This is a genomic window from Ruegeria sp. CH8 (genome assembly GCF_056536985.1).
Window position 1 is genome coordinate 66,693 of the sequence record NZ_JBQFQR010000018.1, and the last position, 15,585, is coordinate 82,277.

13 protein-coding genes and 1 pseudogene are annotated in these 15,585 nt (G+C 56.6%); 5 read left to right on the forward strand and 9 right to left on the reverse strand.

All coding sequences use genetic code 11. The annotated features are described in order from the left end of the window. Positions 1–71 precede the first annotated feature (71 nt). The 7 genes and pseudogenes from ACR0ER_RS19095 to ACR0ER_RS19125 all read right to left on the reverse strand — a co-directional run bounded on the left by ACR0ER_RS19095 (position 72) and on the right by ACR0ER_RS19125 (position 7,386). Positions 72–998 carry a hypothetical protein gene (locus tag ACR0ER_RS19095; protein WP_480770303.1) on the reverse strand — a complete coding sequence of 309 codons (927 nt, stop codon included), beginning with the start codon at positions 996–998 and terminating at the stop codon, positions 72–74. A gap of 416 nt (positions 999–1,414) precedes the next feature. Beyond that, on the reverse strand, positions 1,415–1,687 hold the full coding sequence (locus tag ACR0ER_RS19100) for a hypothetical protein (RefSeq protein ID WP_480770304.1): 273 nt from the start codon (positions 1,685–1,687) through the stop codon (positions 1,415–1,417). 42 nt (positions 1,688–1,729) lie between these two features. Further along, positions 1,730–2,050: a hypothetical protein gene (locus ACR0ER_RS19105; protein ID WP_480770317.1), complete on the reverse strand. Its 321-nt coding sequence runs from the start codon at positions 2,048–2,050 to the stop codon at positions 1,730–1,732. Then, positions 2,022–2,404 (reverse strand): annotated as a pseudogene (locus ACR0ER_RS19110) (transposase); the annotation flags it as partial. The pseudogene ACR0ER_RS19110 and the gene ACR0ER_RS19105, both read right to left, overlap by 29 nt. 232 nt (positions 2,405–2,636) lie before the next feature. Beyond that, on the reverse strand, positions 2,637–4,121 hold the full coding sequence (locus ACR0ER_RS19115; protein WP_480770305.1) for a SpoVR family protein: 1,485 nt from the start codon (positions 4,119–4,121) through the stop codon (positions 2,637–2,639). After that, entirely contained in the window at positions 4,114–5,436 is a 1,323-nt protein-coding gene (locus tag ACR0ER_RS19120) for a YeaH/YhbH family protein (RefSeq protein WP_480770306.1), read from the reverse strand. Before ACR0ER_RS19120 ends, ACR0ER_RS19115 begins: the two co-directional genes overlap by 8 nt. 15 nt (positions 5,437–5,451) lie before the next feature. After that, the gene (locus tag ACR0ER_RS19125) at positions 5,452–7,386 is read right to left on the reverse strand and encodes a PrkA family serine protein kinase (protein ID WP_480770307.1); all 1,935 of its coding nucleotides are present in this window, start codon (positions 7,384–7,386) and stop codon (positions 5,452–5,454) included. Positions 7,387–7,917: 531 nt separating this feature from the next. Between ACR0ER_RS19125 and ACR0ER_RS19130 the strand changes: the two genes are divergently transcribed. After that, positions 7,918–8,388, forward strand: a complete 471-nt coding sequence (locus ACR0ER_RS19130) for an aminoacyl-tRNA deacylase (protein WP_480770308.1) — start codon at positions 7,918–7,920, stop codon at positions 8,386–8,388. 401 nt (positions 8,389–8,789) lie between these two features. On the opposite strand, the gene ACR0ER_RS19135 is transcribed toward ACR0ER_RS19130, so the two are convergent. Both ACR0ER_RS19135 and ACR0ER_RS19140 read right to left on the reverse strand, forming a co-directional pair. Next, complete coding sequence (locus ACR0ER_RS19135) at positions 8,790–10,049, reverse strand: aminotransferase class V-fold PLP-dependent enzyme (RefSeq protein ID WP_480770309.1); 1,260 nt, start codon at positions 10,047–10,049, stop codon at positions 8,790–8,792. 169 nt (positions 10,050–10,218) lie between these two features. After that, positions 10,219–10,848: a LuxR C-terminal-related transcriptional regulator gene (locus ACR0ER_RS19140; RefSeq protein ID WP_480770310.1), complete on the reverse strand. Its 630-nt coding sequence runs from the start codon at positions 10,846–10,848 to the stop codon at positions 10,219–10,221. Positions 10,849–11,066: 218 nt separating this feature from the next. Between ACR0ER_RS19140 and ACR0ER_RS19145 the strand changes: the two genes are divergently transcribed. The 4 genes from ACR0ER_RS19145 to ACR0ER_RS19160 are packed head-to-tail and all read left to right on the forward strand — an operon-like array spanning position 11,067 to position 15,391. Then, on the forward strand, positions 11,067–12,308 hold the full coding sequence (locus ACR0ER_RS19145; protein ID WP_480770311.1) for a pyridoxal-phosphate-dependent aminotransferase family protein: 1,242 nt from the start codon (positions 11,067–11,069) through the stop codon (positions 12,306–12,308). Between the two features lie 28 nt (positions 12,309–12,336). After that, entirely contained in the window at positions 12,337–13,533 is a 1,197-nt protein-coding gene (locus tag ACR0ER_RS19150) for a malate--CoA ligase subunit beta (protein ID WP_480770312.1), read from the forward strand. Continuing rightward, positions 13,533–14,420, forward strand: coding sequence for a succinate--CoA ligase subunit alpha (gene sucD / locus ACR0ER_RS19155; RefSeq protein ID WP_480770313.1), 888 nt, complete (start codon positions 13,533–13,535; stop codon positions 14,418–14,420). Before ACR0ER_RS19150 ends, sucD begins: the two co-directional genes overlap by 1 nt. Next, positions 14,420–15,391, forward strand: coding sequence for a 2-hydroxyacid dehydrogenase (locus tag ACR0ER_RS19160; protein ID WP_480770314.1), 972 nt, complete (start codon positions 14,420–14,422; stop codon positions 15,389–15,391). Before sucD ends, ACR0ER_RS19160 begins: the two co-directional genes overlap by 1 nt. Positions 15,392–15,585: the final 194 nt, after the last annotated feature.

Here is a 15,585-nt window from a genome sequence, read left to right on the forward strand (position 1 = left end):
GGTGGCGCGGGCGCAACGCCCGGGTTCAGGCTAACCGGAGTCAGCCGTCCCGCAAAACACACCCGATGGTATTACCTGGCAACCTGCACCGCCCGGGTACAGCTGTCGTCAAACAGAGACGAAAACCGCGGGTCGGACAGTGTTTTGTCGGTTTGCGCCCAAAGCCGGTCGTACTGTCGGTCGATATAGTCGAAGAACCCCGGATCGATCGTCTGATCTACAGGCGACTGCGCCACGGCGTGCAGCATGAACACATCAAATGCACACAGCCCGCTGGGGTTGGAATTCAATAGCGCCCGCATGAAATCATGTGAACTCCAGGGCCAACGGTGCAGATTGACGGGCGTTTCCTGAAGCTTGGACAGAAATCCGGCGGCCCTGTCAAAATGCGGAACGTCCATGCCAAACGTATAGGACTGAAAAAGCTCCTCCAGCAGGATAGACTTGTGGAATGCCCTCTCCAACAGGTCCGGTCGGCCATGGGCCGGTTGTTTGACTACAATGTGCGTTCCCTGGCCACGATGGCCAAAGAAGGTCTGCGCCATCGCCGGTGAAGTCATTACGTATCTGCGTCCCGCCGGCAGGCCAAGCAGATGGGTTTCGCTGAGCCAGTCCAAGTCCAAAGACAGCTCTCGTTCCGGGGGATATCCGGAATAAAGGCGTAAAACCACAGTGCGACCGGTGCCGCAATTTCTGGCTGACCGGCCTGCATAGCGCATTGGCGTGGGATATCCGTAACTGTGTCGTAGCAAGTCCCGAAAGGTGTTCAGAACCATCAATGTCTGCGGATGAGGCCGCTCACCGATCAGGCAGAGTGCTGCACCGGCGAGGTCCCGCCCGTTGATGTGAACGGGAACGGCCATGTCGCGACCGATCATAGTGGACCGAAGCTGATACCCCCAGCCGCGCTGCGCAAGCTCAAGATAGTCGCTCTTTTCGGCGTGAAGCCCCGTCGAGAATACAAGGATCGCCGCCATCTGAAGGATGAATCGATGCACGCTAGACCTCTGGTTTTACGTTCAGAGTAACTTGAGCCCCGCCGCTGTCCAAGGGTTGCCAAGGTCAGGACCCATTGATTTCCGCCAGGCGGCATGATTCACAGCGGAAGTGTCGCAAACTTTGGGGGCCAATTGGCGAGTATGCAGAACCTGGCGTTTGTTCCCTCCGAATAGTTTTTCAACAAGCTTCAGCATGGTCTCTTTGAAAGGCTGTCACTTCCCCAAGGGCGTGGAACGATCGGGGCTTTCGGGCTGCTGACTGCTGCCAGTTCTTCCTCTGTCAGATCGGTCAAGGCCGGATCGACGACCGGAGCTGTGCCGACATTGCGTGACAACAGGGCCTGTGTCTCAGGTGCCGAAAAAAAGTTGATGAACTCATGAATCTCATCAATCGGCTGGGCATGCTCGGGAACGATTCAATAGCCTGAATCTACAATTCCGCCTTTTTTCGGGAAGGTGGAGACAACCGGGAACCCCTCAGCAGCGGCAAGGCCCGCCACGTCGTGGTAATATTGGCCCATCGGAATTTCACCGTCCTGCAAGGATTGGTCAAACGCGCTCTCATCCTTGTACCAAAGCCGTACATTAGGAACGACCTCGGACAGTTTGTCGAACACCTGCTGGATGCCTTTCTTGGAATCCAGAATTTCGGTGCCCCCAAAGAATGTCGTAGCGGTCACTTCCAGCATGTAAGAGTTTGAGACCAGACCCAGCAGACAGATCTGGTCCTTTTAGGTCTCATCCCACAACGCTGCCCAACTGTCCGGGGCTTCTGGAAATTCGTCCGAGTTTGTGCAAAGTGTGATGTACCACGACTCCGCACCGACCCCAAATAGGCTACCGTCATCATAGCGGTCCTGGAATGTATCCGACATGTTCGACAGGTTTGGGTATTTGGAATCGTCGAGGGTTTTGAGTACTTTCTGATCTGCACCCTGACTGCGCGGGATACCGGCCATCAGCGACACATCCGCCGGGGCGGTCTTGGCCCGTGCCGCGTTCTTGATCTGGACCAGCCAGGTCTCGCCGGTGGGCACCGCGACCGAGTTCACCTCGATCCCGATGGCCAACGACCTGCTTCAATACACGACAGGCTTGGCGTACCGAGATACTGAACTGACAGAGAACCTGATTGATACAGGCACGACGACGTGCGGAGAAGTTTCCCTTTGCCGGCCTCCGCCAGGATCAGCTTGTCCAAGGTGAGGTCAGAAACAGCCTTTCTCAAACCGCGCGTTCTCCTTCTGAAGTCGTTTGAGCTCCCTAAACTGGTCGGTTCCCATACTGCCATATTGCTTGCGCCAGCGAAAATTGATCGGCTCAGCTATGCGTAGCTCGCGGATCGCACCGACCCTTGCCATACCTTGCCCGACAAGCAATTCGACCTGACGTAACTTAGTGATAATCTCCTAGGGCTTGTGTCGCTTGTTTACCATTTTTGGTCCTTCGTTCACTAAGCATAGCGGCGGACCACTTAAAAGAGGGAGGATCAACGTCCAAACACTGTGTCAACGACAAGGATCCGCGTTACAAAGTTGATGGTGCAAGGTCGATAACCTGCCTATACCCTTTATCAGCACCAGGCACCCGCAAAGGCTCTCTCGTCAATCTGAACACCGAGATTGCACACAATCGTTGCTAATTCTCGAACGCCACGTCGAAACCCCAAATCTCCCGCAGATGGCCCAAGGTCCCTTCACAGGTCTTTTTGTCCAGCGGCACACCGTTACGCACGGAGTGATGCAGCCTGAGGTGACGATCCCCCATTAAGTCAACATCCACGATCTGAATATCGGGATCGTATTCCGAAACGTCGAAACTGCGCGCCAGGGTGTCGCGCACCTGGTGATAGCCGCGTTCGTCATGAATCGCGTCGACCGTGTAAAAGGGTTTTCCCTCGTCATCTGTCAGCGAAAACATGCGGAACCGGCGCATGACATTGGGGCTGAGGAACTGCTGAACGAAACTCTCGTCGCGAAAGTTGGCCCAGGCATCCTTTAACACATCGCGCCACGCGCCGCTGCCCGCGATGTCAGGAAACCATTCCCGGTCTTCCTCGGTCGGGTCGGTGCAGATGCGCTGGATATCCTGCATCATCGCGAACCCCAGCGCATAAGGGTTTATGCCCATCGCATTCGGAGCGTCAAAGTCGGGCTGCGTCAGCACATTGGTATGGCTGTGCAGAATTTCGAGCATGGCGCCATCCGTCAGCAGACCGGTGCGATGCAACTCGTTTGTAACGTAATAGTGGACGAAACAGGCGCATCCTTCGTTCATCACTTTTGTCTGACGCTGCGGGTAGAAATACTGAGCTATATTGCGAACGATGCGCAAAACTTCACGTTGCCAGGACTTCAGAACCGGGCTGTGGCGTTCGACGAAATAGAGCAGGTTTTCTTCCGGCAGGCCCATTTCACGCTTGCGTTTCCGCGCCTCTTCATCGGTTTTCGACGATTGTGTAGGATGATCGAAGGCGTCCCACAGGTAATGTACCGCCCGTTCTTCTTCGATGCGCCTCTCTCGCTGCCGGGTTCTCTCATCCGCGAGCGATGAGTGGGGTGGACGCCTGTGCCGGAAGACACTCGACGGCATGAGAGCGTGGGCCGCGTCCAGCAAATGCTCAACCTCGCGTTCCCCGTGCAGTTCTTCGCATTGGGCAATAAATCCGCGTGCATAGTCGAGATAGTCGAGAATACCCCGCGCATCACTCCACTGGCGAAACAGGTGATTGTTCTTGAAGAAATGATTGTGCCCGAAGGCCGCGTGGGCGATCACCAGGACCTGAAGCGCCATCGTGTTGTCTTCGAGGCAGTACGAGATACAGGGATCGGAGTTGATCACGATCTCATAGGCAAGACCGTTTGCGCCTTTGCTATAGGCTTTCTCTTCGTGAACGAAACGCTTGCCAAAAGACCAGTGCCGATACATCAGCGGCATCCCGGTCGACGAATAGGCATCCAGCATTTGCTGGTACGAGATAATTTCGATCTGGTTCGGATAGACGTCGAGTTCAAGATCATCAATCGCCACACGCTCGATCGCGTCATAGCTGCGCTGGATGGTCTCAAAATCCCATTCCGAGCTATCAAACAGTGGTGCCCTGGTTTCAGTCCGATCAGCCATTTGAAACTCCGTTCGTTTTGCGCGCAAACAGCTCGTGCAGAACCGGGTAGATGTCGCTGGCGCGCGCGATCCGCTTCATGGCGAAATTTGGCCAAGCCTCTGAAACCTGACGGTAAGAACGCCACAACTCCATGCCATTATCTTCGCTGTTCATCAGATTGGCTTCGGTCTCGTCGACGATTTCCGTATAGGCGAAGTATTGGCAGCCTTTCATCAGATCACTGGTCAACAGATCGGCACACAGCTTTGAATCTCCGCTGAAATTCTCCCCATCTGATGCCTGCGCGGCATAGATATTCCACTGTGAGGGTGGATAACGGGCTTCGATTATCTTTTTCATCTCGTTGAGGGCACTGCTCACGACCGTACCGCCGGTCTGGCGAGAGTGAAAAAAGGTGTCTTCATCAACCTCCGCCGCGATCTGGGTGTGGCGGATGAAAACAAGCTCGATCTTGTCGTAGCGTTGTTTGAGGAAAAGATGCAGCAGAACGAAGAACTGCTTGGCAAGGCTCTTTTCCCGCTCGCCCATCGAGGCCGAAACGTCCATCAGGCAGAACATCACCGCATTCGCCGCCGGCTCGGGGCGCATTTCGAAATACTTGTACCGCACATCCAGCGGGTCGATGTAGGGGACGATCTTACGTCGCCGCAGCATCTTGTCGAGCTTCTCGCGCAGCACCTGTCTTTCCGCTTTTTGTGCCGCATCAGGCTTTTTCAACGCCTCGAGCTCTTCAACCTGTTTCGTAAGAGCCTGAATCTCCGCGCTATTTGGGCGCCTCATTGCAAGCCGTCGGCCGAACGCATTGCGCATCGTGCGCGAAACACTGAGGTTGGCGGGCGTCCCGGCGGCTGTGTAGCCCATGCGATGCGGTTTGGAGATTGTCACCTCTTTCAGGCTGCGTTTGACCATGTCGGGCAGTTCGAGATCCTCGAAGAACAGGGACAGAAACTCGTCCCGTGACAGAACGAACATAAACTCGTCCTCGCCCTCCCCATCAGGTGCGCCTTCACGTCCACCCTGCCCTTCCTGTCCTGACGGAGGTTTCTTGAGCCGGTCACCCGCCCTGAACTTCTTGTTCCCGGTCAAGACACGGTCTCGGGTACCACCTTTGCTGTCATGCTGAAAATGCGGTTCTCCGATCCCTTCTGACGGTACCGAGATGTTTTCCTGCTGGCCGACATCGGCGATTTTCCGGCGCCGGACGCTTTCGTCAACCGCCTCTTTGACGGCAGAGCGAACCCGGCGCAGAAATCGCCTGCGATTCCCAAGGTTCTTATTCTTGGGGTTCAGCCTTCGATCGATGAAATGGGCCATTTTAGCATAGACTCCTCATCCTGCCTTGTTGACCCGCATGTACCATTCAACCAGGCGCCTGACCTGTCGACGCGTGTACCCGCGACCGATCATGCGATCGATGAACTCGTTATGCTTGGCTTCAGTTTCCTTATCCCGCTTGGCACCAAAACTGATGACCGGCAGCAAGTCCTGAATCTGACCGAACATGCGCTTTTCGATGACCCTTCTCAGCTTTTCATACTTGCGCCAGTCAGGGTTGCGACCGCGATTGTTGGCCCGCGCGCGCAGCACGAATTTGACCACTTCGTTCCGGAAATCCTTGGGATTGGAAATTCCGGCCGGTTTTTCGATCTTTTCAAGTTCCTGTTCCAGAACGCCGCGATTGAGGATCTGCCCGGTATCCGGATCCTTGAAGTCCTGATCTTCGATCCAGGCATCAGCAAAGGCGATGTATCGATCGAAAAGATTCTGACCAAAGTCAGAATAGGATTCCAGATAGGCCTTTTGGATCTCGTTGCCGATGAATTCCGCGTACCGCGGTGACAGATCGTCCTTCATGAACGACAGGTACCGGCTTTCAACCTCGTCGGGGAATTGTTCGCGTTTCACGGCCTGCTCAAGAACATAGAGCAGATGAACCGGATCGGCGCCGACTTCGTCGGTGTCGTGGTTGAAGGTCTCGGACAGCACCTTGAACGCAAAGCGGGTGGAGGTGCCTGTCATCCCTTCGTCCACCCCGGCGGCATCCCGATATTCCTGCACGGACCGCGCTTTGGGATCGGTGTCTTTCAGGGTTTCACCGTCATAAACGCGGAGCTTGGAGAACGTCGGCGAGTTTTCATGTTCTTTCAACCGTGTCAGAACGCTGAACTGGCTGAGGATGGACAGCGTTTCCGGCGCACAGGGGGATTCACCCAGACTGCTTTCCTCAAGCAACTTCTCGTAAATTCGGGTTTCATCCGAGGCACGCAAGCAATAGGGCACCTTGACCAGACTGATCCGGTCCAGAAAGGCCTCGTTGTTCTTATTATTTTTGAACTGCTGCCATTCTGCTTCGTTCGAGTGGGCAACAATGACGCCCTGGAAGGGGAAGGCGCCGATGTTCTCAGTGCCCGCGTATGACCCCTCCTGCGTGGCTGTCAGCAAGGGATGCAGCACCTTGATTGGCGCCTTGAACATCTCCACAAATTCCATCAATCCCTGCGTAGTGCGGTTCAGAGCACCGGAATAGGAATAAGCGTCCGGGTCGTTCTGGCTGAATTCTTCCAGCTTGCGTATGTCGAGCTTCCCGACAAGCGAAGAAATGTCCTGATTATTTTCATCGCCCGGCTCGGTTTTGGCCACACAAATCTGGCGCAGTTTCGACGGATAGAGTTTGACAACCGAAAACTTGGAAATATCGCCGTCAAACTCCTGTAAACGCTTAACAGCCCAGGGGGAAATCAATCCGTTCAACAGCCGTTTGGGAATATTGTACTTGTTCTCCAGCAAATCCCCCATCCGGTCGCGGTCGAACAGGCCAAGCGGAGATTCAAAGATTGGGCTGATCTGGTCACCTGCCCGCAGCACATAGATCGGTTGCCGCTCCATCAGGTTTTTGAGAATCTCGGCAAGCGTTGACTTGCCTCCGCCGACCGGACCCAGCAGGTAGAGGATTTGCTTGCGTTCCTCGAGCCCCTGACTTGCATGGCGGAAAAAGCCAACGATGCGCTCTATGGTTTCCTCGACGCCATAAATGTCCCGAAAGGGTTTATATCGCTTGATTGTCCGGTTAAGAAATATACGACTGAGCCGAGCCTCCTGACTGGTGTCTACAAGCTCTGGTTCGTCAATCGCGGCGACCATCCGCTCGGCGGCGGTAGCCCGCATTGTCGGGTCTTCGCGACATTCCAGCAAATAGTCCTGCAATGTCATTTCGATGAGCTTGGTCCGCCCATACTCTTCTGCAAACTGCTCGAAAATCTCCATCTTAAAAATTCCTCTCGGTTGCGTACTCCTTCGTCCCAGCGCGCTAAGTTCACCCTAGTCTACCACAAAACTGGCCCGTAATTGTTTAATTTCTAATCACAATTTGTTTCCCGCCCAGCGATTTGTTGAAATTTTCACTGAATGAACCCTCCCATGCCCGCCACAGAACGGCTCTTTTTGCCGTCGGATTCGGCGTTTGTGCGGGTACAGATCTTTCCGGTCAGCTTTCGCAGCGTCGGGTGAGATTCAAATCACCCACTTGATCCGCGGGGGCCAACCGGCTTCTACATGCGGGGGCGGATAGGCCCAAAAAACGGTACTTCAGATCGATTTCTGAAAACACACCACCGGCTACTACTTTCTAACTTAAATCTCTGATCCGTTCCGGTCTTTTCCAGCGGACCAGGTTCCCTACCCCCTTGCCCGCCGGGCTCATTGGGCGCAGAATAAAGTTCCACATACAATTGCGCCCTAGTTGCGCATCGTGACACGTTTCGCGACCGGGACGCCTTCGGTGATACGGAGGGCACCATGACAATTGCAACTCGCTTAAAACACCATCTGGACGCCCAAGGGCTCCCGTTTGACACAATCCCCCATCCTTATGCCGCAACTGCCGCTGAATGCGCCGAAGCGGCGCATATTCCCGGCGATCACCTCGCCAAATCGGTTGTCATCCACATGGAGGAAGGGCCTTTGCTTGCAGTTTTGCCGAGCAATCATCAGGTAGACCTTACCGCCCTTCAATCTATGATGAACCGGCGTCTAGGCTTGGCGCCAGAATCTGAAATGCATGACTTGTTCGATGATTGCGCCCTTGGCGCAGTACCGCCTGTGGGTGAAGCCTATGATTTGCCTACCGTTGTCGACAACAGCTTAACTGGGTTGGACAAAATCTGGTTCGAAGCAGGTGACCACAAAACCCTGGTCGAGATGCGCGGCAAAGATTTCGATACACTGATGAAGGATGTCACACACGGTGCTTTCTGCTGCATGCACTAGGCCCCATGACAATCTAGCAGGCTGACGCCAGGCTTCTTGGGGTAGGTTGGTTTGCGTCACAAGTTTTAGGCTTCGGTTGACGAAAAGGCATGTTTTGGTGCTGTCTGAGTGACGAAACGATCTCGCGGCAGGTGTTCGCGAAGTGAAGAGTATTCCGAGGCACCTTGGGCGCTCAGCCAAAAAGAAATCAGGTCCAAGCGTTTCTTAATAAAAAACGCTCGAACAGGATCGCCGATTTATCAACCGAAGCGTTTTGCATATGCGCGGTTTAAATCGTTTGCTTTTGCATCAGGCGCTCAGCACGGTTCGTACACCTTTGTCATTGTTGACTGGCCTCGGCGGTGACAAAGCAAATTGGATGACATGCAGCTTGGTGTTTATGTATCCCTTGATCTGCCCGATCAGCCGTCGTCGCCGAGAACCTTTATTGCGGATAGAAGGCGGGCGATTTCCTGTTCGGTGTTGTAATGACAAAACGAGATACGAATACAATCCGACAGACCCAATGGTGTGAGCACGTTGCCGGAATAGTGGTCGGCTTTGCGGGTGTGCGTGCGGATTCCCTGCTGGTTCAAGGTTTCAACCACGTCCTCAGACGCCTTGCCGTTGACTACAACGGATACAAGCCCTTCGCGGGCAGGGTTGTCGGCCCCTGCCAATATGGTGACGTGTTCCATGTCCCGCAGACCCGGTAGGTTTCCAAGGCCGTTGATGGCGGTGTTGGTCAGATGGGTTTCATAGGCATGGATTGCACGACCCGCCGCCTCAATCCGCTTGCGAGGGTCTGTTTCATTCGAGACCTCTCCGCCCAGCCAATCGAAATAGGCCACCACGTCTGACACTGTCGCATATGATCCTGTGTCTCGGGTGCCGAATTCCCAGCCTGCTGCAGGCGCATCAATCAACATGTCGTGCGACGTGACGCTAAGTCGGTCGGAAATCCAAGCGATACCGTAACCATGGCGTGAGAATACTTTGTAGGGAGAAATCACGTAGCCATCGACGGTGTAGACGTCCAAATCCACTTGCCCGTGTGCCGCGTGCTGGATGCCATCGACGATGATCATGCAATTCGGTGCCACCGCCCGTATTGCGGCCGAAATCGCGGCAACATCCATACCCATTCCTGTCACAGGGGACGCGTGTAGGATCGTTGCCACCGCCACATCTGGAGTCATCAGAGCGGCATAGTCCTCAACCGTGACCAACCCGGTTTCGTCGTTGTGGGGCACGTTCACATAGTCCAGACCCGCAATCTCGGCCCAACGTCGCGCGGCACTACGGGTGGCGGGGTGTTCGATCGACGATCCGATCACTTTTGCACCCTTAGGAGCGGCCAAACAGGCAGTGCGGATCAGGCGGAACAACAATTCGGTGCCGCTCTCACCGGCAAAGAACTGGCCGGTCGAGGCATTCATGAACACTGCCAGATCATCCTTGGCTTTGTTTATCACATTCTGGGTGCCCTGCCCCGCCGGGTTGATGCGGCCCGGGTTGTCGGGGATCGCGGCGTAGAACGCCGACGTCTCGACCACCGATTTCAGCGTCAACGCCCCACCGGCGTTCTCAAAGAAGATACGCTCGCCCTGAAACGGGCAGCTAACGACATGAGCGAACCGGTCGCGAATGGCGGCGATCAGGGCGGGATTGTTCTGGATCATGGGTCGGTCCTGTTGGTTTACATGGTACACGGCGCGGAGCATTTAGCCTTCATCGTCACGGGCGGAGTGGATGCAATCTTTCGCATTGCCGACATCAGGAGGTCTGCCACCGTCATCGCGGGGTACGAGTCGGGCGCGGTTAAGTCGGCACTGATCAAAGCGTGCCTCCCTAGCCTCCGGACAACTGAGACGAATAATAATACGCAATCGCCTGTGCTCTGTTTTTGACCGCCAATTTCTCATAGATGTTTGACAGGTGGAATTTGACCGTGTTGGTTGAGATTTGGAGTTCTTTCGACAAATCCCGGTTCGACATGCCCTGAGCCAGCGCTTCGAGAATGGCGCGTTCTTTGCGCGACAAGCTTTGAATCGGGTCTTGCTGCATTTTACGGACGTCGATGAACGGGAACACCATTTTCCCAGCCGCGACGTCGGCGCAGGTTTCCAACAGGCCCTCTACCTCGCCAGACCGGGCAGCAAAGCCCGCAGCTCCGGCCTGCATCGCCAAGCGCGGGATTTCACCGGTCGTTTCCCCATAGACAACAAAGCGCGGGGCGTTGGCTTGTTCGCGCAACACTTCGATCAGTTTTGACGCCCCCAAAACCGGAAGGTTCCAATCCACCACACCGACCTGAACAGGAACCCGCATCACGGTTCCCAGAAACCCTTCGGCCGTGGCGGAGGTCGCCACCAGAGAGAATCGCGGGTCGCGTTCAAAGATTTCGGACATGGCGGACAGGACCAGCGGATTGCTGTCCGCCAGCATGACATCGATTGGAGCGTTAGCGGTATCAGCCATCTGATTCACCCTGCTTTTGCCTAAAACCACCCATTTGGGTAGGCGAGAAATCGGTATACTTTGGTATTTTTACCAAAATGGGTGGGTAATTACCCATACATTTGGCCATCCTAAAGCAGTAGTAAGTTACGTTGCGTTATAGGGCAAGTCCGCGTTTTCTATTCGGCAACGTAACACAACAGGCCGCAATGCCGACCAACTGCTGAGGATGTCTGAAAATGACCTTTGAGATTTTCCCACCGCTCGAAATTCCCGAAACGCTTGCTGCGGGCCCGGGGCCGGGCAATACCGATGCCCGCGTGTTGAACGCATTTGCCAAGGCAGGCGTTGCCGATCACATGCAGGGCGATGTCCTGCGAGGCATGATCGAATGCAAGCATATGCTGCGCAAGATCTGGGGCACCAAAAACACCTATACCTTCGCCGTGGCCGGCACCGGTTGGAGCGCACTGGACACCATGTTCTCGGCCGTGATGCCAGGCGACAAGGTCGTTGCTTTCACCAACGGCACCTTCTCGGGCATTGATGCGCTAACCCTGCGGATCAAGGCCGCGACACCCGAAGAACACGCAGCAAACCCGCTGGACCCGCAAGCCGCCAGCGTCACCGTGATCGAGGTTCCGCATGGCCAGCCGGTGACAGGTGAGCTGGTCGAAGCCGCTCTGGCCGAGCATCAGCCGAAATGGGCCTTCATGGCGCATTGGGAGACCGGGTCGGGCCGTATCAACGATCTACGCGGATTCTCGGACGCCTGCGAGCGTCACGGCGCAATGGGTCTGATTGATGCGGTCTCGTCGCTGGGTGTCGATGACTTTTCGATTGATGACTTCCCGGGTATCGCCGGTTGGGCCTCGTGCCCGCAGAAAGGCCTGTGCTGCCTGCCGCTGACCTATGCGCCCGTCAGCTTTACCGATGCCTATATCCAAACCCTGAAAACAACCGGGACTTATACCTACGTACACAACCCGATTTTCGAAGCCCGCCACTGGGGCATCGTTGACGGCCAGGACGTGGAAAAAGGCACCTATCACCGCACCCATTCGGGATACGCGGTCGCAGCCTTCCACGAATCCCTGCGTCTGACCCTGCAAGAGGGTCTGGCCAAGCGCTCGCTGTCCTACCGGACCCACGAAAAGGTTCTGAGCGACGCCGTGATCGAGATGGGATGCGAGGTGACCTCGGACATGCCTAGCCTCGTCGTGCTGAACCTGCCGCCGGAATTGGCGGGCCGTGAGATGGAACTGGTGCAGAACTGCCGCGCCCGCGGGTTTGGCATCTGGCCGACGCTCAGCGCACCGGTGCAGGTCCGCATCGGCATTCTCAACCAGTTGAACCGGGACTCTGTCAGCCGGATCGTACGCCTGTTCGCCGAAGCTCTGCGAGAGCTGGGCGGAGAGGTTGACCAGGACGCAATCGAGGCCCTGCTGGAAAGCCGCTACGGCACATCGATCGCCGCTTAATCACACTGCATGAACGGGAGGATTGCAGATGGATATCCATGAATACCAAGCGAAAGAACTTCTTTCGAAGTTCGGTGTCGACGTGCCCTCGGGCGCGTTGGCCTACAGCCCGGAACAAGCGGCCTATCGGGCGCGCGAGCTGGGCGGCGACAAGTGGATCGTCAAGGCACAGGTCCACGCGGGCGGGCGTGGCAAGGCCGGAGGGGTCAAGCTGTGCAACACCGAAAACGAAATCCATCAGGCCTGTGATGACCTGTTCGGCCGCAAGCTGGTCACGCATCAGACCGGCCCCGAGGGCAAGGGCATCTACCGCGTCTATATTGAATCCGCGGTGCCGATTGACCGCGAGATCTATCTGGGTTTCGTGCTCGACCGGTCCAGCCAGCGGGTGATGATCGTGGCCTCGTCCGAGGGCGGGATGGAGATCGAGGATATCTCGGCTGACCGTCCAGAAAGCATCGTCCGGTCAATTGTTGAGCCAGCAGTTGGTTTGCAGGAATTCCAGGCGCGAGAAATCGCGTTCCAACTGGGGCTGGAACCGAAGCTGGTGCAGCAGATGGTGCGTACGCTTCAGGGCTGCTACGCCGCCTTCAGCGATCTGGACGCCACCATGGTCGAGATCAACCCGCTAGTCATCACCGGTGACGACCGCGTGCTGGCGCTGGACGCCAAGATGAGCTTTGACGACAATGCTCTGTTTCGTCACCCACAGATCGCCGAGCTGCGCGACAAAAGCCAGGAAGACCCGCGTGAAAGCCGCGCGGCGGACCGTGGTCTGTCTTATGTGGGATTGGACGGCAATATCGGCTGCATTGTCAACGGCGCCGGTCTGGCCATGGCGACGATGGACACGATCAAGCTGGCCGGGGGTGAGCCCGCCAACTTCCTCGACATTGGTGGCGGTGCCTCACCCGAGCGTGTGGCCAAGGCCTTCCGTCTGGTTCTGTCGGACGACAATGTTCAGGCGATCCTCGTCAACATCTTCGCCGGCATCAACCGCTGTGATTGGGTGGCCGAGGGTGTCGTACAGGCGCTGAAGGAACTTGACCTTGATATCCCTGTGGTCGTGCGCCTGGCCGGAACCAATGTGGAAGAAGGCCAGAAAATCCTTGCGAAATCGGGCCTGCCGATCATTCGCGCCACAACACTGATGGAAGCCGCAGAACGCGCTGTGGGCGCATGGAAAAACGACCTTACTCAAGGCACCAAGATGAGGGCTGTGTAATGAGCATTCTTCTCGATCGTGACTCGCGTGTCATCGTACAGGGCATCACTGGCCGTATGGCGCGGTTCCACACCAAGGACATGCTGAACTACGGAACTAATGTTGTTGGGGGTGTTGTTCCCGGCAAGGGCGGGGAAACCGTCGAGGGCGTTCCGGTCTTCGACACCGTCAAACAGGCCGTTGAGGCAACCGGCGCCGATGCCAGCCTTGTCTTCGTGCCGCCGCCATTTGCTGCCGACTCGATCATGGAGGCCGCAGATGCCGGTATCCGCTATTGCGTCTGCATCACCGACGGTATTCCGGCGCAGGACATGATCCGGGTGAAACGGTACATGTATCGTTACCCCAAGGAAAAGCGCATGGTTCTGACTGGCCCGAACTGCGCGGGGACGATCTCGCCCGGCAAAGCCCTGTTGGGGATCATGCCGGGGCACATCTACCTGCCGGGCAATGTTGGTATCATCGGTCGCTCGGGCACGCTGGGTTATGAAGCTGCGGCGCAGCTGAAAGAGCGTGGGATTGGTGTCTCGACCAGCGTCGGCATCGGGGGCGACCCGATCAACGGTTCGTCCTTCAAGGACATCCTGCAGCGGTTCGAAGAGGACGAAGACACCCATATCATCGCTATGATCGGTGAAATCGGCGGCCCGCAGGAAGCCGAAGCGGCCGAATACATCCGTGATCACATCAGCAAGCCGGTGGTGGCTTATGTCGCGGGTCTTACCGCCCCTAAAGGTCGTACAATGGGCCACGCGGGTGCCATCATCTCGGCCTTCGGTGAAAGCGCCAGCGAAAAGGTTGAAATCCTGTCCGCCGCCGGTGTGACTGTTGCGGAAAACCCTGCCGTGATCGGTGAAACGATCGCCCGTGTGATGGAGGCCGCGTGATGGTCAAACCCTCGGTTCTTGTTACCCGTCGTTGGCCTGCTGCCGTCGAGGCGCAGCTGGCCGAGAACTATAACACCGTGCTGAACACCGGGGATAAGCCAATGTCCCCGGCCGAAATCCGGCAGGCGCTGAAATCCTATGACGCAGTGCTGCCCACCGTCACCGATACGCTCAGCGCCGAAGCGCTGGACGTACCCGGCGCGCAGACAAAGATCCTCGCCAACTATGGCGTCGGCTACAGCCATATCTGCGAGCCGTCGGCGCGGGGTCTGGGCATGACTGTGACAAACACGCCCGACGTGCTGTCCGAATGCACCGCCGATATCGCCATGACACTGCTGTTGATGGTGGCCCGCCGTGCCGGTGAAGGTGAGCGTGAACTGCGCGCTGGCAATTGGACCGGCTGGCGTCCCACGCATCTGATCGGAACCAAGGTCAGTGGCAAGACGCTGGGTATCATCGGCTATGGTCGCATCGGTCAGGAAATGGCCCGACGTGCCCATCACGGGTTCGGCATGGATATCCTTGTCTACAACCGCAGCCCGATTGCGCCAGACGTTTTGGCCAAGTGCAACGCGACGCAGGTGGACACGGTTGATGAGTTGTTGCCGCAATGCGATTTCGTTTCGCTGCACTGCCCCGGAGGCGCCGCAAACCGCCACCTGATCAATGCGCGCAGGCTGAACCTGATGAAACAGGATGCGTACTTGATCAACACCGCACGCGGTGAGGTGATCGACGAATGGGCTCTGATTCAGGCGCTGATGTTCGACATGATCGGCGGCGCGGCGCTGGATGTGTTCGATGGAGAGCCCCGCATCAGCCCGGACCTGTTGCAATGCGACAACCTCGTGATGCTGCCGCATCTGGGCAGTGCGACGCGTGAAGCACGCGAGGCGATGGGGTTCCGCGTTCTGGATAACCTCAGCGACTTCTTCCAGGGCCTCGAACCACGCGACCGGGTGATCTGAAAACTCGAAAGCGCCAGTCAATAACCACCGATGCGGCCATAACGGCGGCATCGGAACCTCTTCTACAGGAGATTTGCCCCGTGAATGCCCCGCACCGTACCGACGGTTTTTTCACCCAGTCCCTTGCCGATCGTGATCCTGAGCTGTTTGGCTCGATCACATCCGAGCTGGGCCGTCAGCGCGACGAGATCGAG